Raw genomic sequence first — 18,993 nt, forward strand, 5'->3', positions numbered from 1 at the left:
ATCAAGATGCTTTATATCTTAAACGCTTTTATGCGTTAAAGTCAAGGGGGTTTTTTACGTGTATATGATGTTTATTTATGAATGAATAAAGGTGCTGGTAATTTCAATTAAAGGAATATGTCAGAAATAAAACTGAAGTTAACGTGCTTAAAAATAGCCCCTCAGATAAAAAACGCCAGAAAAACCTGGCGCTATTAGTTATAAAATTTGTGTTTTTTCCTGGTGATCCTGAAGTTTCATCTGTTCTAATTCCAGTCTCATTTTCTGGGTTTCAATCACAAAATTTTCGTGTTTCAGTTTTTCCAGTTCGAGTTGGTCTTCTATCATTTTTTGTTTCAGCTTGGATTGTTTTTGGAAATGGTCCGTTATGATTCCGAGGATGGGTATTGAAAAGATCATGATAACAGCAATGGTTCCAGTCATGACAATCCTCCTTTTTCTCCTAATCGTATTCGTTACTTAATAGTTAAATTATAACAAAACACGAGGTGGATTAGTATATAGTGTGGTAATGTTAAGATAGAATCTTCTTAGAAGAATATACGAATAAAAACATAAAAGAGTTTCATGTTTTCTAAATAAAGAGGAGAGTTTCAGTAACAATTATTTTTTCGCAGAGAATATCTGGACAAAGACAAAGTGGAATAAACTATAAGTTCCACTTCTTATGCACATACGTAAGCATCGTCTCCCGGTATTTTCTAACTATTGAATTCATGATGAAGTACGTGAGGATGCCGAAAATGGGGAGATTGATGAACATCCCGATAAAAAATGCTTTCCCCAATTGCAGCCCTACATCTACTGCTTCACTGGAGTAGTCTATTGACGGATCGATTACATCAATGGGGTAGAAGAGATATCCTACAACAAGATTCAAGTAAAAGAAAAAAGGGAAAGCCCAAATCAAGGAAACCCCTCCTACTAATCCAGCGAATGAGTTGCCTTTAAACACCTTTGCAATTGCTGTGGAAATGAATGGACCTATGCCAAAAGAGGGGACGAAGTTGATTAATAATCCAAACGTGAATCCTAATGCAATACTGTGGGAGTTATCTTTAAGACGCAATAGTTTAAGAGTAAGACATTTACATTGACGAAGCTTTTTTCTAATCATGAGATCAACACCCATTATCGTTTACTTTCATACTCAGTAAATAGTATGGTCAACATTCTGTTTTCTAAATATAAAATTTCATAAGGTTTTTTAGAAGTTTTTTCACAACATTTCTTTAAGAAAATCTGTAACATGGTATCCTAGAAGTAATAGAATTTTTGGTAGAGTGAGGATAAAAGATGAAACTAACGAAAAAAATACCCAATATGGTCACGTTGGGAAATCTGTACTGCGGTTTCTTATCAATTGGGTTTGCCGCTAGCGGACAATTTAAAAACGCAGCGATACTAATTATTATTGGCATGATGCTTGATAGCATGGACGGCAGACTGGCGAGGATGCTGCAAGCGGATAGTGTACTAGGAAAGGAATTGGATTCATTAGCCGATATTGTCACGTTCGGAGTCGCACCTTCTTTTCTTGTGTATTATACATATTTCTTTCAATTTGGATTATTAGGATTTATCGTGGCAGGGTTATTTCCATTATTCGGAGCCTATCGCCTGGCAAGGTTCAATACCAGTCCGCCAAAATCGTCTCTTCATTATTTTGTAGGGGTTCCGATTACGGCAGCAGGTGGGATCCTGGCGCTCCTCACCCTGTTTGGAGACTTTATACCGAATATCGTAACAACGGTCATTTTCACAGCAATGTGCTTTCTCATGGTGAGCCGTATTCGAATCCCGAGTCTCAAGGAAGTGCCTTTACCTAAGTACGGAACGATCGTGACTCTCTTCATTGGAGCATTGCTATTTGTCATCTACAAAGGGACCTATGAGCAGTTTCCCTATTTGATTTACATTGCCACACCCCTGTATATCGCATATCTGACGTATCGATTCATAAAAAGATAAAAATAAAAATGATCCAGGCATTCATTGCCCGGATCATTTTTTATTTTCCACTATGCAAAACCGTTTCCTTAAAATTCATAATATCAAAATGCAAGGACCAGGTCCCTTACAAAGTCAACTTAACGACTTATATAAAACCCATAACGAGTCCACCCACTGCTCCTGTCATCACGACGATCCAAGGTGGAAGTTTCCAAAAGACCAGCATGCTAAACAAAACTGAAGCAAAGGCAAAATCCAGTGGAGCAAGGATGGATGAAGTCCAAATGGGGTGGTAAAAAGCTGCTATCAGAATTCCAACGACAGCGGCATTGACTCCCATCAGCGCGCCTTTTATCTTAGGATTTCTACGGAGGGAATCCCAGAATGGAAGCGTCCCTAAAATGAGTAGAAAGGCTGGAAGGAAAATCGCGAAAGTCGCAAGCAATCCTCCCTGCCACCCATCAATCACAGCACCAATATAAGCTGCAAAGGTGAAGAGAGGACCTGGAACCGCCTGGGCTGCACCATACCCTGCCAAAAACGCTTCTTCCGTTAACCATCCGGTAGGAACAAACTCCCGTTCAAGCAGAGGCAAGACAACATGACCTCCACCAAAAACCAATGACCCGGAACGATAGAAGCTATCGAATAAAGCGATCCATTCAAGGGAGGTCAATTCCCTTAAGAACGGAAGAAGAAATAGTAAGCCGAAGAATATAACTAAACAAATCACTGCGAATCTACGAGAAATCGGGAAGTCAATTCGGGCTTCATCGTCGGGTTTATGTTGTTTAAAGAGTAGAAATCCAATGAAAGCTGAAAGAAGAATGACCCCAATTTGTGAAAACGCTGTCTGCCATAATGAAATGACCACTAAAGCAAACAATGCAATCGCTTTTCGTTTTAAATCAGGCGTCAACTTTTTTGCCATTCCTAAAATAGCATGAGCAACGACTGCAACTGCGACAATCTTTAACCCGTGGATCCACCCGGCATCTGCCACATCCAATCCTTGAAGAATAATGGCGAAAAGAATCAATGCAATGACAGAAGGGAGTGTAAAGCCTATAAATGAAACAATTCCTCCAAGAACTCCTGCCCGCATGATACCAATGCCCATTCCGACTTGAGAGCTTGCAGGACCGGGGAGAAATTGGCAAAGAGCGACCAAATCTGCGTAACTTTTTTCATCCATCCATTTTCGTCTCCGAACATATTCTTCATGAAAGTATCCTAAATGGGCAACCGGCCCACCGAAAGATGTTAGCCCCAACCTTGTTGAAATAAACAGTATTTCAATCAGGGACTTTAAACTTCTAGATGTTTTCATTATAATTTCACCTTCTTTGTTAGTCTTTGATTTCTTTAAATAGCTCATAGGCTTTATCACGTGCTTCACTGAGTACTTTATTGCCTTTATCTGTAGTCGAATAATACTTCCTGATCTTTCCCTCCACGTTTTTCTCTTCTTTTGTTAGTAGTCCGTCAGTCTCCATTGAGTGAAGAATAGGGTACAGTGTACCGGAGCTTATGCTATATCCATGTTCTCTTAATTCTTCTAACATCCACGTACCATAAATTGGCTCTTCTTTGGCATGATGGAGTATATGGATCTGGATAAACCCCAGAAAGAGTTTCCGTAATACTTTGTCTTCCAAATAAACACCTCCCAATATTCAAATCGAAATCCAATATCGAAAGTCGATATCAAAATATGATACAAAGACTGTAACATGAAAAGTGTGCTGATTCAAAGGTTTGACGGCAAATTTACAAACTCTTAACAAAAGGTATTTACGAATGTAAAAAAGCCATATCCGCAATGGATACAGCTACCGTTCATCAATATCTATATCTTGATAAAAAAATGAATAGGTTTTGACTAAGCCAATCAAAAATAAGCCAATGGCAAAGTAGGCGGGCAGAAGATGGATAAACGAGGTGTACCCGATAGCAAAATGAATATATATCCCCGAAATAAAGGCAGGAAGCCCCCCTATCAGAAGGGTCCGCCATACCCACTTATTTCCTTGCTGAAAGCCCCAAAGTGAGAGAGTTAAGACTAGTAATCCCACACTTAGTAAAGCACTGCCGAATCCCGCTCGATCATGTGCAATTACGGGAATGAGGTTCTGATTGAACTCATGAAGAATCTCCGGTGGCATACAGAGGTAAAGAAGATCTGTCGGAACAAAAACAGAAGTAACCCCAAAGTAAGAAATGACAAGACCTCCAAGAACAAAAGAAAATCCAAGTACGACAAATGCAAGTTGACCATACAGGGATTGCATCCATATGTTATGATTTCTTCGATTTCGAGATGAGGGAGTTCCTTTTATGCCCCTTGTATGAATCCAGCCATATACGTAAAAGGGTAGCAATATGAGCCAAAATAAAAGATGAAGCCAGTCAAAATAGCCATACCCGATAAATAAGAAAATTCCCAGAAATCCTGTAATAGCGGCAATATCTATGGACTGTTTGGCCCATAGGAGACCTCTCCTGACACCATGGAAGGAGAGCTGCATATACACAATCCCTCCTGAAATCATAGTTCCTGCTAACGTCATCCGATCATGAGCCATAAATTTTACAATACGGTCGTTGAATCCAGCAATCGATTCCCTCTTCATCCCCAAATAATGTTCATCATAGGGCAGAATCACCGACGTTAAACTAAATAGGAAGGCCAAGAGTCCTCCTATAAAAATAAATAAACCAAAATACCAGTAAGATTTCCATCCTTTTTGAGGGGGGAGCTGATCGTTCAAATCATCCAGTAATGCTTCGTTAATGCGTTTGGTTAAACCAGGACCCGAAAAAACATAACCATCTGAAAGAAGAAGGAGGTCTGCACCCGCACTTAGTAGAGATAGTGCCTGACTTGGTTCACGAACTCCACCTGAAGTGATGATTGATAGAGCCGGGATTGCTTTTTTGTATGAACGAACAGTTGAAAGGAGGTCGTTGAATTCATCTTCTTCTACAACGATTCCTGTAATATCCTCGACGTTTAATTCGTAAAGAAGTTCTAACGTTGGATTTAAGATGAAAATCGGTTTGTCACTATGTATAGTAGCGGGGATTTCTTCACTTTCAACAATATAACCATCTGAAAATCCATCTAATTTTTCAATCATAATAGATATTTCCTGGGGTGTCCCCGACAGTCTTATGATGAAGGGCTGTTTTTTTCTAATCTTCTTTAATTTCTTCAGAGTCCTCTCTAACCCAATAGATTCAAGTGGGTCCGAGAACTGTATACGCTGCTCATTATGATCTGCATTAGGGTAAGCGAATTCTGATGGTGTCTGTAAAGTCACCGGACCAATTTCTATAAAGCCAAAGCCTAAATGAATAAAGGCAGAGGTTCCGGTCAGTAAGGGATCAATTTTACCGGAGAGACCAACAGGGTTGGTAAATTCCATCCGTTTGATTTGTCGATACAGGAGAGGGGAACACTCTTCTCTTCCTAGGAAATGGATGATGTTAGGACCCAGAGGGAGAGAAGCGATCGTCCCCATTCCTCTATGTATAAGCTCTCTCGACATGTAAGCAGGGAGTTTGGATAAAGCGGGTTTAAATATTCCGTGATAGGACCAATCAGGCATAGCACATTCCTCGCAATATATTGTAATACCATCATTCTATCAGGGATTTTGATAGAGTGGGTGGTGAATTTAAAGTAGGAGTCAGTTACGTGAACAATTGAATTACTTTTTTGAAGAAAGAACGTGATATAAATAATATTGTGAATAAAGATTTCATAATGATTGTTTATGGGAAAGACCAGAACATTTTTTAGTTCTTTCTTCCTTAATTCCATTAGAGCGGTTATATCTTCTGATTTCCGTCGATATACTTTACAGGTTTATTTCAATGGAAAAGGAGAGAGTGTATGATTAAAAAGATTTGCATGACCGTTTTTGCACTATTATTATTGCTGCCGTCGTGGGGCCATGCAGGTTCATTCGGTAAGGATGATCCTTCTGGAGTTCCCGGGCAGTGGTATGTAGGTACAACTCCCTCGTATGTAGCCCCTTCCAAGCATCCTATCCTCTTTGTACACGGATTAAATAGCTCTTCTAACACATGGTGGAATGAAAATAATATGTATGACACAGCCTATCAAAATGGTTATGAAACCGCTTTTATCGATCTGTATCCAACAAAGAATATGTGGGATAACGGTGCCCTACTTGCCCAGAAAATTTGCGACATATACAATTACTACGGTGAAAAGGTAGTGGTTGTGGCCCACAGTAAAGGGGGAATCGATACGCAATCAGCACTTGTACACTATGGTGCTTATCCGTATGTCTCAAGGGTGATCACCCTTTCCACACCCCATTATGGTTCCCAACTGGCAGATCTTGCTTATAGCAGCTGGGCAGGGTGGTTGACAGGCATTTTGGGAAGTAAGAATGATGCCACCTATTCACTGCAAACAGGGTATATGAGTTATTTCCGCTCTGAAACGGATCATCATTCGAATGTAAATGGAAATCCAATCTATACGTTTGGCGGGACCAAATGGGGAAGCTTCGGAAGCTCACTATATTGGGGAGGATTGTACCTGGGTACTTATGGAAGCAACGATGGTGCCGTTACGGTCAATAGTTCAAGACTTCCCTATGGAACAGAGCTGAGAGTGGGGGATTGGAATCATTCGACCATCAAAGAAGGTTCCTCTACCTTTAATTTGTTCAGAAATTATTTGAATGAAGCGACCAATACCTCGGGGTTTAACCCGCAAAGTGAGGTCGAGACAAATGTTGCAGAGAACGCTGCCTCTTTTGTTAGAGGAGGAGAATATATTGGAAAGAAACATGAAAAGGTCTTTGTAGAACAAGGGGCTCTGTCCGTAACATTTGACTGGATTAGTAATAAGCCTTCGTCACAATTAATCCTAAGAGATCCTGGTCAAAAAACAAGTTCAATCTTCAAGGTGAAAAAGGATGAAAGTGAATACTTTAACGGTGCGTATCACCATACGGTAACCGTAAATGATCCTGCACCAGGGCAGTGGACGGTTGATGCATCGTCGTCTTCAGAAGAAAAATATCTCTTACACGTGTCTTTTGAAAGCACGATGAATGATGTAATGAGCATCCAATTAGCACAGGATGAAATCAATTTGAAAGTTAAGGACAGTAAGGTAAAGCATAAAACTGACATGACAATTGAATATTACAAGAATGGTAAGTTGAAGAAAAGTAAGGTGAAACCAAAAAATGACTCATTAAATCTTCCGAAGCTTGGAGAAGGAATTTATAACGTGACCATTGATGTAGAAGGAAGCAAGGACAAAAATACGTTCCAAAGAACCTTCATTAAAACGATTTACGTTAATGATTCTGGGAAGATTTATGGACAGTAGGATAGGTTGGGATTTTTTGGTGAGAAGCTGATATTTCATTAGCTTCTCTTTTTTTATAGAGGATAGGGACTGAATAATTAGTCTCCTGCTATTAGTTTGACAAAACTCAACCATTTCCGAAATGTCATAGGAACTTATATTCACACTCAGTTCCATAATTCGGTACCATAGTTTCATTTTTGCAAATGGAAAAGGGTTTCAATCCTTTTATCTCTAAATAGATTAGGGAGTCGAAATAAAAGGAGGAATACATAATGAAGAATAAATTAATGGTTGGAGCACTTTCGGGTGTGCTGGTAGCTTCAGGGATCGCTTTCTCTGCACCGGGTGCATCTGTACTTGCAAATGGTCCAGGATATAATGGGAACGAGACGATCAAAAACGAGCGATTACATAATTATGAAGAAATGGTGAGTATGCTTCAACATTTAGATCAGAAATCGGATGCTCTTTCCTTAGAAGTGTATGGTCAATCCGTCAAGGGACGAGATATTTACCTTGCGAAGTTTGGAACAAATGAAAACAATCCTACGATCCTTTATTTAACTCAGCAGCACGGAAATGAAACATTGACGACTGAAGGGGCTCTTCAGTTCATCAAGCACCTTACATCGAACTCAAAAGAAGTAAAAGAAATGCTCGAGAATGTGAATATTTTGGTTGCTCCGAGATTAAATGTGGATGGAGCAGAAGGAGACGTTAATTTCTCCCTTGAGGATTATGTTTCGGGGACTCACACCCGCTACAATGCGAATGAAGTCGATTTAAATCGTGATCACGTGGACCGCTTACAACCAGAAACACAAGCTCTTCATGGTAACGTCCTCCAAAAGTACAAACCTGATTATATGATCGATCTTCATCATCAAGGAGCCGAAACAACGCTTGGAGATACCGATGAACTCGTATCGGGATCTATACTTTACCCTACGAATGAAGAAGTGGATCCTGAAGTAGTGGAGAAATCGAAACGGCTGGGTACTGTTCTTTACAACACGGTGGAAAGTCGTGGATTTGGTACGTTATCAAAATACATCGGTGGCACAGCACCGACGATTAGCCGTAACGGACTGGCGGTTGAATATGGAATAGCAACTCTTCTTTTTGAAATGAGAGGAATGGCTGATCATTATCGCGATGATTATGTTCTGGGTCAAAAGAGTAATGGGTATCTTATTAAGCAAGCGGTCATTAGTTTAGAAGCTACGGCAAAAGCCATTGCTGACGGATCAATTGAAGATGCTGATACTTCTTTCTGGGACACGCTTCCTGAAAGCTCATACAATCGCAGTGAAAGTGAATAAAAATGTTGAAAAGGGGCCCTTCTTGACGGAAAGGGCCTCTATTAAGTTTGGAGCAATTCTTCAATATACTCTCCGTATTTTTCAGCAACGATCATGGCGCCGTGACTATTTAAATGAATACCATCTATTGTATACTTCAATCCCCGTTTATTAGAAAGGTGGTCAATTCGGGGAGGACTCTTATAAAAAAGAGCATCTTTCATGATGCTAAAGATGCTGGTGTTGATAAAATTGCTGCTGTCTCCAGTGGATAAATGTTGAAGGAAAACCTCTTGCATATTTAGAAAATGGATGGAGGGATTGTTGCCCGTGATGAATTGGATTATGAAAGATAGTTCCTTTAATTCCATGTTGAATTCGTTATCGAGACGCTCACCGATTATAGCTGGAGAAACCGCGATGGTGTATCGGGTTGAGGAAGAAATGTTCTTAAGTATGTTTCGATAATAATCTTTAAACTCATCATGATCTTTTACAACTGGCTGCGACTGAATTTTTAACAGCTTGGAGTATACATCGTTCACGCCGATCCAGAGAAATGTAAGGTCATAGTTTTTTTGTAAAGGGCTATCAGTGAGACGGTTATTTAAACTCTTAACAGTTTCACCAGGTTTTCCAAGATTGTCAAAAAGATAATTTGGATACTTTTTTTGAAGAAATGAGACGAATGATACCCCCGGTCTGCCTTCCGTTAAACTATCTCCAATAAGTCCAATTTTCATGGGATGCCCTCCTTTGTTTATATTAGAGCGGGTACTGATGATTTTTGATTATTTGTAAGGTTGAAATAGAGGAAGACTTCCAAATAGGAAGTCTTACTTTATTTCACGATCATCACTGGGCATTTAGCCCTCTTTGCAACTTTATGGCTTACGCTTCCCAAGACCATTTCCTGAAACACATTTAATCCCCGGCTTCCGATGACTACTGCATCGAAGTTGTTTTTGTTTGCATGCTCAACAATGGTTGGCCCCGGTTCTCCGTGTAAAAAGATAATCTCATAGTCGATGCCTTCATGCTTGGCTTTTTGTTCTATCATTTGCAGTTTCTGCTTCCGTTTATCTGCTGCATCCAGTCCCCAATGGTGCAGAACATCTTCCTTGGATTGCTTCCCATCTACAACGTATACAATATCTATTTTAGAGCCTTCATGGCATCTTGCGAGAGCAATCGCTTTTTCTCCTGCCCTTAGAGAGTGTTCAGATCCGTCTGTTGCTAGAAGAATATGTTTGAACATTGCTTTTCCTCCATCCGATGAAAGCGTTTAGTATTTAGTTCTATATTATTATTCAATTTCCTCTTCGGAACTTTAAGATTTATTTACATGTTTTTGAAATGATGCAGATTATCAGTGAAATTAAGAGTAAATGAAAGTTAAATTGTTATGTTTGCGCTTTCATAACCGTTTCACAAATTAAATCATCCATTATATAATGTCCCTTGTGTTAAACGGCCCCGACTTTCATGAGAGTTGAAAGTCATAATTAAACAGGAAGAGGTGCATTATGAGTTTAAGTCAAAAAATTAAATATGAGTGGTTTGGTAATATCCGTGGAGATGTGTTAGCCGGTTTAGTCGTGGCTATGGCATTGGTCCCGGAAGCAATTGCATTTTCTATCATCGCAGGTGTCGATCCAATGATCGGGTTATATGCTTCCTTCTGTATTGCAGTAGTGATTGCCTTTGTAGGCGGTCGTCCGGGAATGATCTCTGCCGCCACGGGTGCTACAGCACTGGTGATGGTGACGTTGGTCGCAGATCATGGATTACAGTATCTGTTAGCAGCGACCATCCTAACAGGTGTGATCCAGATTATCATGGGTGTCCTTAAACTTGGCCGCTTAATGAAATTTGTACCACGTTCTGTTATGGTTGGATTTGTGAACGCCCTTGCCATCTTGATTTTCACTTCACAATTACCACACTTTGTTGGAGAATCGTGGATCATGTATGCTATGGTGGCTGGTGCGTTGGGGATCATATATATTTTACCCCGCTTTACAAAGGCAGTTCCATCACCATTAGTGGCAATTATCGCTGTTACTATTTTCGCGGTGATGACAGGAAGTGGAGTACGTACAGTTGGAGATATGGGGGAGCTTACTCAAGCATTACCTATCTTCTTGATTCCTGATATTCCATTTAACTTCGAGACATTGCAAATCATTTTCCCATATTCTTTATCCATTGCAATTGTAGGGTTAGTAGAGTCTCTGTTAACTGCGTCTATTGTTGATGATATGACAGATACCACAAGTGATAAAAATAAAGAAGCAAAAGGTCAAGGGATTGCGAATATCGTATCCGGTCTTTTCGGTGGAATGGCTGGCTGTGCGATGATCGGACAATCTGTTATTAATGTTAAGTCAGGTGGACGAGGACGTTTATCAGCTTTTGTGGCTGGTACATTCTTGATGACCTTAATCCTATTGCTCAATGATTTCTTGGTTCAAATTCCAATGGCAGCTTTAGTTGGTGTTATGATCATGGTATCCGTTGGGACATTTGATTGGTCTTCGGTGAAAAACTTACACAAAACGCCGATTACAGACTCTCTTGTTATGATTGCAACAGTTGTCACTGTATTGTTTACTCATGATTTATCTAAAGGTGTTCTTGTCGGGATTATCTTAAGCGCTGTATTCTTCGCTTCCAAAATATCAAAAGTGAAGATTACCACGATGGCTTCTGAAGAAACTCATAAGAAGGTATACCGTGTGTCAGGTCAATTGTTCTTTGCTTCTGTTACGGAATTTGTTGAAAGCTTTAATTTCAATGAAGATGTGAAGGAAGTAACACTGGATTTAACTTCCACACATTTATGGGATGATTCAGCCGTAGGAGCTATTGATAAAATCGTTATCAAGTACCATCAGAATGGCGTGAAAGTAAATCTGATTGGTCTGAATACTGAAAGTAATAAATTAATTGACAAATTGGCTGTGCATAATAAGCCGGGTGGATTAGATAAAGCCGTTAACCATTAAGTAAGAATTTGAAAAGTCCTTGGTCAAGTGATCAAGGACTTTTCTAATTATATTTATTTGTACAATTTGCGCCCCAAAACTAAAGAATCATGAAAAAAGGTTGAAATAAGCATATAAGTATTTTATTATATAAGCAAGAACTTATATGAGAGCCTTTTGAAAGGTTCTTATTTTTTCTTATTATATAAGTAAATAATAATATGCTAATAAAATAAGTGTTTGAGGAGGTGTTTACATGCTTAAATCAAAAGTTGATATTGAAAGGGCGGCAACAATGTTAAAGCTTTTAGGGGATAAAACCCGTCTTACCATGGTGAAACTATTAGAATCCAATGACTGCTGTGTGTGTGAATTTGTCGAGATATTCAAAATGAGTCAGCCTGCCATCTCACAGCATGTTCGTAAATTGAAAGATGCAGGACTTGTGAGGGAATTAAGAAGGGGTCAATGGGTCTTTTACTCTCTTAACAAAGAAAGTGATGCGTATCCGTTTGTTCAAAGCTTGATGGAACACTTGCCTAATCAGGATGATCGATTAACAGCATTAGAAAAGCAAGGATTACGCATTTCTTGTAATTAGGAGGAGGGTTTCCCGTGTTATCAGTAATTTTAGCTACCATGATTTTTGTGGCCACATTGGTCCTCGTGATTTGGCAGCCTAAAGGATTGTCCATTGGCTGGTCTGCTTGTGGAGGAGCGATCCTTGCCTTAATTGTAGGGGTTGTCGACTTCCAGGATGTTGTGGCTGTGACAGGAATAGTATGGAATGCGACTTTAGCATTCATTGCTATTATCATTATCTCTTTAATTCTGGATGAAATTGGATTCTTTGAATGGTCTGCTCTACATATGGCGAGAGCAGCAAAGGGGAATGGCGTTAAAATGTTTGTTTACGTCTCCCTATTAGGTGCGGTTGTTGCAGCGTTTTTTGCGAATGATGGAGCTGCGTTGATATTGACTCCAATTGTTTTGGCAATGGTAAGAAACTTGAATTTTGAAGAAAAAATGGTTTTTCCATTTATCATGGCAAGTGGATTCATCGCCGACACGACTTCATTACCGCTTGTCGTGAGTAACCTTGTGAATATCGTATCAGCCGATTTCTTTGATATCGGGTTTGTAGAATATGCATCAAGAATGATCATTCCAAACTTCTTCTCATTGTTTGCAAGCATACTGGTACTGTATCTGTTCTTTAGAAAAAGCATTCCAAAGAATTATGATGCCAGCCAGCTAAAGAAACCGGTTGAAGCGATTAAAGATCAGCGTATGTTTAAGCTATCATGGATTGTACTTGGTATCTTGCTTGTTGGTTACTTTATCAGTGAATCACTGCACATTCCTGTATCGATCATCGCAGGTATCGTGTCAATTTTCTTCTTATTAATGGCTAGGAAAAGCTCAGCTGTCAACACGAAAACGGTCATTAAAGGTGCTCCATGGGCGATTGTATTCTTCTCGATTGGAATGTACGTGGTAGTGTATGGTTTGCGTAATGTAGGACTGACGAATGTGTTAACCGATGTTATCCAAGTTGCCGCTGATCAAGGGCTGTTCGTCGCTACGATTTCAATGGGATTCATTGCAGCGATATTGTCATCGGTGATGAATAATATGCCGACCGTTATGATCGATGCGATTGCGATAATGGATACGAACACTACAGGGGTTATTCGGGAGTCCCTTATTTATTCCAATGTCATTGGTTCTGATCTTGGTCCGAAAATCACCCCAATTGGTTCACTGGCAACCCTCTTATGGTTACATGTCTTATCATTAAAAGGCGTGAAAATCTCATGGGGGCAATATTTTAAAACAGGAATTATTTTAACCGTACCAACGTTACTCATTACCCTTATTGGTTTATATATCTGGTTAATGATCATATCTTAAAACTTACAACAAAAGGAGCTCGATTATTATGTCTAAAAAAACACTATACTTCCTATGTACAGGTAACTCATGCCGCAGCCAAATGGCAGAAGGTTGGGCGAAGCATCATTTAGGAGAAGATTGGGATGTGAAAAGTGCCGGTATTGAAGCGCATGGATTAAATCCTAACGCCGTTAAAGCAATGAAAGAAGCGGGAATTGATATTTCAAACCAAACGTCTGACATTATCGATCCTATCATTTTGAACAATGCAGACTTAGTCGTTACACTTTGTGGTGATGCAGCTGATAAATGCCCAATGACTCCTCCGCATGTCAAGCGTGAGCACTGGGGCTTCGATGACCCGGCAAAAGCCGAAGGAACGGATGAAGAAAAATGGGCATTCTTCCAACGCGTACGTGATGAAATCAGCGACCGCATCAAAACATTCGCTGAAACTGGAAAGTAAACAGAAATAGAGGGACGGACCTCATTGTGAATTGTAAATATGAGGTATTGTACAATAGGTCCGTCCCTCCTTATAAAGCCGAGAGATTCTTCTCGGCTTTTTTCATACAAGCTTAGTAAAGGGAGAGGGATTTTGATGGTTAAGGTTGAAATTTTTGATCCGGCAATGTGTTGTTCGACGGGGGTTTGTGGTCCCAGTATTGACCCTGAGCTTACTCGCGTCGCGAATGCTGTATATTCACTTGAAAAACGAGGGTTTGATATTAGCCGATACAATTTAGCGAATGATCCAGGGGCATTTGCTGACCATGAAGTGATCAACCGTATTTTACACGATAAAGGTCCGGATGCTTTACCTGTCACGCTTGTTGATGGGAAACAAGCCGCTGTTGGAAAATATCCTTCAAATGAAGATTTTTCAAAATGGTTTGAAGTACCGGCTGAGGATTTGAATGAGAAAAGAAAAGTACGACTGACATTGGATATTAATAAGAAATAAGAAAGTTGGGGTAGAATGTTCACATCGTTTCAATTAGAGGCTGTCCATCATACACCATTCCTCTTTTTTACAGGAAAAGGCGGAGTGGGGAAAACGTCTACGGCGAGTGCAACAGCCATTGCCCTTGCTGATGAAGGAAAAAGGGTGCTGATTGTCAGTACAGATCCAGCTTCCAATTTACAGGATGTATTAGAAACCGAACTTACCAATCAACCAAAACAAGTTCCAGGATTACCGAAATTATCCGCTTGTAATCTTGATCCGGAAGAAGCAGCAGCTTCATACCGTGAAAAAGTTATTGGACCATATAGAGGGAAGCTCCCAGAATCTGTAGTAAGTAATATGGAGGAACAACTGTCTGGTGCTTGTACAGTTGAAATTGCCGCTTTTGATGAGTTTACAAGCTTGCTTTCAGACCCTGCCATAGTAAATAAGTTTGATCATATTGTATTTGATACGGCACCGACAGGTCATACACTCCGATTACTGCAGCTTCCAACAGCTTGGACGGGATTCTTGGAAGAGAGTACACATGGAGCTTCTTGCTTGGGACCTCTTTCAGGGCTTGGAGACAAGAAGGATATGTATTCTTCCACTGTTAACGTTTTATCCGATAAGGAAAAAACAGCTCTTGTACTTGTTGCACGGCCGGATTCTTCATCGTTAATGGAAGCTGACCGGGCATCAACGGAACTCAAGGATATTGGAATAAAAAATCAAATGTTGATTGTAAATGGATTAATGGGTAAGCATCAATGGGATGATCCGATTGCATCGGCCTTTTACAGCCGTCAGCAAGAAGCATTACGTTCAATGCCGATTGCTCTTAAGGAAATTCAAACGTATTCGCTACCTTATGTAGCGTATTCCTTAACGGGAACGAATTCTTTGAGGCAATTATTCTCACATGTAGAGGTTAACCCGAATGCCGTAACTGTTGATGACGATGAATCAATTGAAATTCCCGGATTAATAGAAGTGATAGATGACTTCTCCAAGAATAACACCCGAGTCATTTTCACAATGGGTAAAGGTGGAGTGGGGAAAACCACTATTGCTTCTGCCATTGCTGTTGGATTGGTTGAAAGGGGACATAAGGTACATTTAACCACAACAGATCCTGCAGCCCACTTAACTCATATGTTCCAAGAAGAACGAGGGAAGGACGACTTAAGAATCAGCCGGATCGACCCGCAAGAAACGGTTGAGTCGTATAAAAAGTCTGTTCTTTCTAAAGCTGCAGAGGGTCTCGATGAAGAAGGATTGGCGTATCTGGAGGAAGATTTAAACTCCCCTTGTACCGAAGAAATAGCCATCTTTCAATCTTTTGCAGAGATAGTAGGGAAAGCGGATGAAGAAATAGTCGTGATCGATACTGCTCCAACGGGTCATACTCTGCTTTTACTGGATGCGACTGAATCTTATACGAAAGAAGTGTCGCGTTCAAAAGGAGAGGTGGAAGATCATGTGAAAAATCTTCTGCCACGTCTTCGTAATCCAAACGAAACGAGCGTAGTGATAGTGACATTACCTGAAGCTACCCCTGTTTTCGAAGCGAAACGACTCCAGGAAGATTTGCATCGAGCGGAGATTCACCCAAAGTGGTGGATCATTAATCAAAGCCTATCTGCAACGGACACAACAGATCCCGTGTTAAGAGGCAGGTCTGTCTCAGAGCGGGAATGGATACAAAAAGTGCATTACGACTATGCAAACAAGACCGCTCTCATTCCATGGATGAGTGAAGAAAAGATAGGGTACAAAAAACTGATGGACTTCTCTAAGTAAAGGTGGATAACAATGAATTATAATGAATTAGTGAAAGACCGAATTTATATCGGGGGTTTCGAAGATGTGGACTCAGTTCGTGATAAAGTGGATATAATTGTCGACTTACGAGCTGAAGCACCTGGAGTGGAATTTGATGATGTGTCCCGCATGCATCGTCCAATTGTAGAGAATGCTGATCAACAAGAAGAGTCCATAAGGCATGCAATCGATGAAGTGGTAACAGCCTATCAAAATGGCAAAAACATCTACTTCCACTGTAACGGAGGAAGTAACCGGACAGGCACGGTCGCAGCAGGAACTCTACTGTCACTGGGAGAAGCCTCCACACTCGAAGAAGCTGAAACGAAAGCAAAGAATGTCCGACCAAAAATCAACATCAAACCAGAACTGAAAAATGTATTAAAAGAGTTATATCCAAAGAATTGAGGGACGGACCTTAAAAAGAAATGGGGATTGTTTACAATGAATATTACGAATGAAGCAAAAGAATTACTGTTGAATGCAATGGAAGAGAACAGATCGGAAGGTATCAGATTTTTTCTTAATCAAGGGGGATGCTGTGGGCCACAAATTGGCGTTTCTTTAGATTCAGCTCAAGCAACAGATAAAGTGGAAGAAATTAATGGGGTTTCGGTTGCCTTTGATACGAATGTGATTTCTATGACTGATGATATCACATTAGATGTCCAAGATGGGGGATTAGTATTAGTGGGTGTTCCGGATAGCGGCTGCTGTTAAGGTCATCCTAAATAGAATAAGTCTGTTCTGGGTACTTTTGTACTTAGAAACAGGCTTTTTTTGATGATGAAAGAACAATTTCCAATGAAGAAAACCAGCAAAGGACATAATCCCTGCTGGTCTGGCAAACTCTTTAGTTAATTCCAACTGCATCAAATGATAGTTTAACAGCATTGACTTCGGCTGAAGTGCTTCCAAATAAATCGGTTGCAGCTTGGACTGCTGCAGCTCTTGCCTGACTGAAGGTTGAGGAAGCTGTCAGGTACACTGTATTCATACGATAATAAATATCCCCAAGCTTTTCACGGCCAATTCCGGGAACGGTTATTCCATAATGACTACCACCTTCACTTAAAAGGTAAGCCTGCTTATTAATGATTCCACTGTTTGTATGAACACCCCCGTTATCTCCTGTACCAGTATAACGTTTAGAGTAGTGGTCAGGGTCACCGTATTTAGCAGGGTTGCTCATGGAGCGGAGGGCATCACCGGATGTGCCAGGTGTATAAATATCTTCTCCAATTTCGAAATCTGGATTCGATCCATTCTCGTATTCTACCAATGTACCAAAAATATCTGAAATCGCTTCATTTAAGGCTCCCGATTCATTCTGATACACAAGGTCAGAAGTAAAGTCTGTCACCGCATGAGTCAATTCATGGGCAACAACGTCAATGCCGCCTGAAAGTGGGGCAAACGTCGTGCCATCCCCGTCACCATAAACCATTTGAGATCCATTCCAGAAAGCGTTATTGTAGCCGCTGCTGTAATGAACAGAAGACACCAGGCGAGCGCCTTGATTATCATAAGAATTCCGATTGTAGTTATCCTTATAGAAGTCATACGTGACACCTGCGAAATAATGAGCATCAACTGCAGGAGCATCGTATGCAGTATTAAGTACATTATCGCTATCTGACCACAATGTGCCCGGTAAGAAAAATTGTGGGAAGAAGGTACGATTGTTCATGTTGTATGTATACACACCATTTCCCCGAGTATTATCCTGCAAATAGTACTTTCCACTTGAAAGGGTTGTGTTCAACGGTTTAGAGTCACCCAATACGCCTTTACCGGTGCCTACTTGATTCGTTCCTGTGACTTCATGCATGTCATTGTATTTATTTAATATCTTTCCGGACTTAGAATCAATAAAATAGTTCCAGTTACCAGGAGACGGTTCTAAATAATTCAGGTTTACAAAATATGCAAAGGAAGCTGAATCACCATCTGTATAGACGACTAATTCCGGTTTAGCATCTCTTTCTAATTTTGGATGGAGTCCAAGGTCTTTCTTAGCAATCTTTAAGGCTTTTTTCGCGTTCACTTTCTTATTTAATGAGGTTATCTTTTGTTCCAAGTCAGCTACGACAGTACCGGAAAAAGCTTGAAGTGTGCCATCTTCCTTTACAACTGCTGACTGTGTGGAACCCCAAACAGGTACTCCATGGTAGGTTTGCTGAATGCGAACGACTTTATTTCCAAGTTCATCTTTTTCGACAGACAACACCTTGAACTGCTCGTCCGATTTCTTATCAGAAAGCTTGAATTTCGCCTTGTTCTTCTCTAAAAAGGAGAGGACGATTGTCTCCGCTTTTTTCCCGGATGGGGCAGATAGTAGTCCTGAAACAAATTCGGGTGTTCCTTCTTTTTTATTCATTTGAAAGAGAGCAGTGTCCGATGGTGCAGCTAAACTCCCCGTAGCCATCATTCCAGACAGTAAACCAATGGATAGCCCAACGCTAATGATTTTATTATTTTTCAAATCAATTCCTCCTTTTTTCTAAAAATTCTGTCAAAAATAGATTATCATACGAACGAAGAAGAAGGTATTGAGAAAATGAAGGACTTTTTGAGGATATAGAGTAGACCATTAATAGTAGTATTCAGGAAAATTTTCATGAAAACGAATCTTTATATAAGATATAAATCTTTTGTTAGAATTTGTAATTTTTTTAGTGTTAATATAAGCGGGTAGGGTTATAAAAGGAGAGTGGTTTT

At 40.2% G+C, this 18,993-nt stretch carries 19 protein-coding genes; 11 read left to right on the forward strand and 8 right to left on the reverse strand.

Features of this window, described 5'->3' with window-relative positions; translation table 11 throughout:
- Window positions 1-198: 198 nt before the first annotated feature.
- Window positions 199-423: a hypothetical protein gene (locus FZC88_RS04050; RefSeq protein WP_148969181.1), complete on the reverse strand. Its 225-nt coding sequence runs from the start codon at window positions 421-423 to the stop codon at window positions 199-201.
- A 226-nt stretch (window positions 424-649) separates the two neighbouring features.
- Complete coding sequence (locus FZC88_RS04055; protein WP_187443494.1) at window positions 650-1,117, reverse strand: DUF2062 domain-containing protein; 468 nt, start codon at window positions 1,115-1,117, stop codon at window positions 650-652.
- A gap of 179 nt (window positions 1,118-1,296) precedes the next feature.
- On the opposite strand from FZC88_RS04055, the gene pssA reads away from it, so the two are divergent.
- Window positions 1,297-1,971: a CDP-diacylglycerol--serine O-phosphatidyltransferase gene (pssA, locus tag FZC88_RS04060; RefSeq protein ID WP_148969179.1), complete on the forward strand. Its 675-nt coding sequence runs from the start codon at window positions 1,297-1,299 to the stop codon at window positions 1,969-1,971.
- Window positions 1,972-2,098: 127 nt separating this feature from the next.
- Here pssA and FZC88_RS04065 read toward each other — a convergent pair whose 3' ends face one another.
- The 3 genes from FZC88_RS04065 to FZC88_RS04075 all read right to left on the reverse strand — a co-directional run bounded on the left by FZC88_RS04065 (window position 2,099) and on the right by FZC88_RS04075 (window position 5,564).
- The gene (locus FZC88_RS04065) at window positions 2,099-3,283 is read right to left on the reverse strand and encodes a chromate transporter (protein ID WP_148993738.1); all 1,185 of its coding nucleotides are present in this window, start codon (window positions 3,281-3,283) and stop codon (window positions 2,099-2,101) included.
- 19 nt (window positions 3,284-3,302) lie between these two features.
- Window positions 3,303-3,611, reverse strand: a complete 309-nt coding sequence (locus tag FZC88_RS04070; protein ID WP_148969177.1) for a PadR family transcriptional regulator — start codon at window positions 3,609-3,611, stop codon at window positions 3,303-3,305.
- 174 nt (window positions 3,612-3,785) lie between these two features.
- Window positions 3,786-5,564 (reverse strand): dihydroorotate dehydrogenase, encoded by a 1,779-nt coding sequence (locus FZC88_RS04075; RefSeq protein ID WP_148993739.1) that lies wholly within the window; start codon window positions 5,562-5,564, stop codon window positions 3,786-3,788.
- Between the two features lie 287 nt (window positions 5,565-5,851).
- Here FZC88_RS04075 and FZC88_RS04080 point away from each other — a divergent pair, with 287 nt between their 5' ends.
- Window positions 5,852-7,333, forward strand: coding sequence for an esterase/lipase family protein (locus FZC88_RS04080; protein ID WP_148993740.1), 1,482 nt, complete (start codon window positions 5,852-5,854; stop codon window positions 7,331-7,333).
- 254 nt (window positions 7,334-7,587) lie between these two features.
- The gene (locus tag FZC88_RS04085; protein ID WP_148993741.1) at window positions 7,588-8,637 is read left to right on the forward strand and encodes a M14 family metallopeptidase; all 1,050 of its coding nucleotides are present in this window, start codon (window positions 7,588-7,590) and stop codon (window positions 8,635-8,637) included.
- A 41-nt stretch (window positions 8,638-8,678) separates the two neighbouring features.
- Here the strand turns inward: FZC88_RS04085 and FZC88_RS04090 are convergent, their stop codons facing one another.
- Together FZC88_RS04090 and FZC88_RS04095 are read right to left on the reverse strand one after the other, a co-directional pair.
- Window positions 8,679-9,359: an SGNH/GDSL hydrolase family protein gene (locus FZC88_RS04090; RefSeq protein WP_148993742.1), complete on the reverse strand. Its 681-nt coding sequence runs from the start codon at window positions 9,357-9,359 to the stop codon at window positions 8,679-8,681.
- Window positions 9,360-9,457: 98 nt separating this feature from the next.
- Window positions 9,458-9,874: a universal stress protein gene (locus FZC88_RS04095; RefSeq protein WP_148993743.1), complete on the reverse strand. Its 417-nt coding sequence runs from the start codon at window positions 9,872-9,874 to the stop codon at window positions 9,458-9,460.
- 268 nt (window positions 9,875-10,142) lie between these two features.
- Here FZC88_RS04095 and FZC88_RS04100 point away from each other — a divergent pair, with 268 nt between their 5' ends.
- The 8 genes from FZC88_RS04100 to FZC88_RS04135 all read left to right on the forward strand — a co-directional run bounded on the left by FZC88_RS04100 (window position 10,143) and on the right by FZC88_RS04135 (window position 16,992).
- Complete coding sequence (locus FZC88_RS04100) at window positions 10,143-11,624, forward strand: SulP family inorganic anion transporter (RefSeq protein WP_148993744.1); 1,482 nt, start codon at window positions 10,143-10,145, stop codon at window positions 11,622-11,624.
- Window positions 11,625-11,859: 235 nt separating this feature from the next.
- On the forward strand, window positions 11,860-12,204 hold the full coding sequence (locus FZC88_RS04105) for an ArsR/SmtB family transcription factor (protein ID WP_148969171.1): 345 nt from the start codon (window positions 11,860-11,862) through the stop codon (window positions 12,202-12,204).
- Between the two features lie 14 nt (window positions 12,205-12,218).
- Window positions 12,219-13,517: an arsenic transporter gene (locus FZC88_RS04110; protein ID WP_148993745.1), complete on the forward strand. Its 1,299-nt coding sequence runs from the start codon at window positions 12,219-12,221 to the stop codon at window positions 13,515-13,517.
- Between the two features lie 28 nt (window positions 13,518-13,545).
- On the forward strand, window positions 13,546-13,965 hold the full coding sequence (gene arsC / locus FZC88_RS04115; protein ID WP_148993746.1) for an arsenate reductase (thioredoxin): 420 nt from the start codon (window positions 13,546-13,548) through the stop codon (window positions 13,963-13,965).
- Window positions 13,966-14,100: 135 nt separating this feature from the next.
- Window positions 14,101-14,463 carry an arsenite efflux transporter metallochaperone ArsD gene (gene arsD / locus FZC88_RS04120; protein WP_148993747.1) on the forward strand — a complete coding sequence of 121 codons (363 nt, stop codon included), beginning with the start codon at window positions 14,101-14,103 and terminating at the stop codon, window positions 14,461-14,463.
- Between the two features lie 15 nt (window positions 14,464-14,478).
- Window positions 14,479-16,251, forward strand: coding sequence for an arsenical pump-driving ATPase (gene arsA, locus FZC88_RS04125; protein ID WP_148993748.1), 1,773 nt, complete (start codon window positions 14,479-14,481; stop codon window positions 16,249-16,251).
- A 12-nt stretch (window positions 16,252-16,263) separates the two neighbouring features.
- The gene (locus FZC88_RS04130; RefSeq protein ID WP_148993749.1) at window positions 16,264-16,680 is read left to right on the forward strand and encodes a protein-tyrosine phosphatase family protein; all 417 of its coding nucleotides are present in this window, start codon (window positions 16,264-16,266) and stop codon (window positions 16,678-16,680) included.
- A gap of 36 nt (window positions 16,681-16,716) precedes the next feature.
- The gene (locus tag FZC88_RS04135) at window positions 16,717-16,992 is read left to right on the forward strand and encodes an adhesin (protein WP_148993750.1); all 276 of its coding nucleotides are present in this window, start codon (window positions 16,717-16,719) and stop codon (window positions 16,990-16,992) included.
- A gap of 133 nt (window positions 16,993-17,125) precedes the next feature.
- Here FZC88_RS04135 and FZC88_RS04140 read toward each other — a convergent pair whose 3' ends face one another.
- Window positions 17,126-18,703 (reverse strand): M4 family metallopeptidase, encoded by a 1,578-nt coding sequence (locus FZC88_RS04140; RefSeq protein WP_148994276.1) that lies wholly within the window; start codon window positions 18,701-18,703, stop codon window positions 17,126-17,128.
- Window positions 18,704-18,993 lie beyond the last annotated feature (290 nt).

It is taken from the genome of Rossellomorea aquimaris, from assembly GCF_008180865.1.
GTDB lineage: Bacteria > Bacillota > Bacilli > Bacillales > Bacillaceae_B > Rossellomorea > Rossellomorea yichunensis.

Excerpts from the sequence above, each read along its gene's own strand:
- FZC88_RS04050 (WP_148969181.1), bottom strand. The coding sequence starts at position 423 with ATGACTGGAACCATTGCTGTTATCATGATCTTTTCAATACCCATCCTC.
- FZC88_RS04055 (WP_187443494.1), bottom strand. The coding sequence starts at position 1,117 with ATGATTAGAAAAAAGCTTCGTCAATGTAAATGTCTTACTCTTAAACTA.
- pssA (WP_148969179.1), top strand. The coding sequence starts at position 1,297 with ATGAAACTAACGAAAAAAATACCCAATATGGTCACGTTGGGAAATCTG.
- FZC88_RS04065 (WP_148993738.1), bottom strand. The coding sequence starts at position 3,283 with ATGAAAACATCTAGAAGTTTAAAGTCCCTGATTGAAATACTGTTTATT.
- FZC88_RS04075 (WP_148993739.1), bottom strand. The coding sequence starts at position 5,564 with ATGCCTGATTGGTCCTATCACGGAATATTTAAACCCGCTTTATCCAAA.
- FZC88_RS04080 (WP_148993740.1), top strand. The coding sequence starts at position 5,852 with ATGATTAAAAAGATTTGCATGACCGTTTTTGCACTATTATTATTGCTG.
- FZC88_RS04085 (WP_148993741.1), top strand. The coding sequence starts at position 7,588 with ATGAAGAATAAATTAATGGTTGGAGCACTTTCGGGTGTGCTGGTAGCT.
- FZC88_RS04090 (WP_148993742.1), bottom strand. The coding sequence starts at position 9,359 with ATGAAAATTGGACTTATTGGAGATAGTTTAACGGAAGGCAGACCGGGG.
- FZC88_RS04095 (WP_148993743.1), bottom strand. The coding sequence starts at position 9,874 with ATGTTCAAACATATTCTTCTAGCAACAGACGGATCTGAACACTCTCTA.
- FZC88_RS04100 (WP_148993744.1), top strand. The coding sequence starts at position 10,143 with ATGAGTTTAAGTCAAAAAATTAAATATGAGTGGTTTGGTAATATCCGT.
- FZC88_RS04105 (WP_148969171.1), top strand. The coding sequence starts at position 11,860 with ATGCTTAAATCAAAAGTTGATATTGAAAGGGCGGCAACAATGTTAAAG.
- arsC (WP_148993746.1), top strand. The coding sequence starts at position 13,546 with ATGTCTAAAAAAACACTATACTTCCTATGTACAGGTAACTCATGCCGC.
- arsD (WP_148993747.1), top strand. The coding sequence starts at position 14,101 with ATGGTTAAGGTTGAAATTTTTGATCCGGCAATGTGTTGTTCGACGGGG.
- arsA (WP_148993748.1), top strand. The coding sequence starts at position 14,479 with ATGTTCACATCGTTTCAATTAGAGGCTGTCCATCATACACCATTCCTC.
- FZC88_RS04130 (WP_148993749.1), top strand. The coding sequence starts at position 16,264 with ATGAATTATAATGAATTAGTGAAAGACCGAATTTATATCGGGGGTTTC.
- FZC88_RS04135 (WP_148993750.1), top strand. The coding sequence starts at position 16,717 with ATGAATATTACGAATGAAGCAAAAGAATTACTGTTGAATGCAATGGAA.
- FZC88_RS04140 (WP_148994276.1), bottom strand. The coding sequence starts at position 18,703 with ATGATGGCTACGGGGAGTTTAGCTGCACCATCGGACACTGCTCTCTTT.